Source organism: Nocardioides sp. CPCC 206348 (genome assembly GCF_048654705.1).
Classification (GTDB): domain Bacteria; phylum Actinomycetota; class Actinomycetes; order Propionibacteriales; family Nocardioidaceae; genus Nocardioides.
Window position 1 is genome coordinate 150330 of the sequence record NZ_JBMCZA010000243.1, and the last position, 1036, is coordinate 151365.

Genomic DNA, 1036 nt, shown 5'->3' on the forward strand with positions numbered 1-1036 from the left:
CTCGTCGAGACCGGACCGGAGGACCCCCAGCTCAAGAACGACTACCAGATCCTCGGCGCCGATGGCGCCGTACTGCGGGCGCTCAAGGCGGGCAAGCGTGGCCCGATGGAGGCGAGGGTCGAGAAGTACACGATCAGGCTCTCTGCGTTCGGCCGCGACCTCTGGGCCGCGGCGACCTCGGGTGAGAGTGGATGACCGTCCTGGTCCAGACCTGGCCGGAGATCCAGGCGGACTTCTCCGCGAACTGGATCATCTATGCGTCGATGCCGATCGTGGCAGCGTTCATCGGCTACATCACGAAGCTGCTGGCGCTGCAGATGATGTACGCGCCACTGGAGTTCCGTGGCATCGGGCCGCTCGGCTGGCAGGGGCTGGTGCCTCGTCGTGCCGGCAAGGTCGCCGCCACCACGATCGAGCTGCTCACCGAGAACCTGCTCAAGCCCGAGGAGCTGCTGGACAAGGTCGACGCCGAGGAGGCGGTCGAGGAGCTCCGCGGTCCGCTGACCGAGGCCATCGACATCGTCGTGCGCGACCTGGCTGAACAGCTCCGTCCGGGCCTGTGGGACTCCCTGCCGGAGGCGGGTCGGCGAGCGATCACGGCCCGGGTGCACCAGCAGGCACCGAAGATCGTGGACAGTCTGCTCGCCGAGATGCGCGCGGACCTGAGTCAGTTCCTCGACCTGCAGTTCCTCGCCGTGACCATCCTGGTGAAGAACAAGGACCAGCTCAACGACCTGATCAAGTCGGTCGCGTCGGATGCGATGACCTTCGTGCGCCGCAGCGGGATCGTGTTCGGCTTCGCCATCGGGTTCGTCCAGCTGGCGTGCTGGGCCTACTTCCACAACCCGTGGATCATGCCGGCGTTCGGCTTCCTGGTCGGGTTCGTCAGTGACTACGTCGCCCTCAACATGCTGTTCCGCCCGCTGCAGCCGAAGAAGGTCCTCGGTGTGTTCCCCGTCCAGGGGGTCCTGCACGCGAAGCGGGACAAGATCACGCGCGGCTACGCCCACATCCTCGCGACGGACATCTTCGCCCC

2 protein-coding genes are annotated in these 1036 nt (G+C 66.4%); both read left to right on the top strand.

Annotated features, from left to right (window positions below; translation table 11 throughout):
- Window positions 1-195: hypothetical protein (locus tag ACOADB_RS29110; RefSeq protein ID WP_378607517.1), on the top strand; the 195-nt coding region annotated here is incomplete at its 5' end.
- Window positions 192-1036: DUF445 domain-containing protein (locus ACOADB_RS29115; RefSeq protein ID WP_378607520.1), on the top strand; the 845-nt coding region annotated here is incomplete at its 3' end. The genes ACOADB_RS29110 and ACOADB_RS29115, both read left to right, overlap by 4 nt.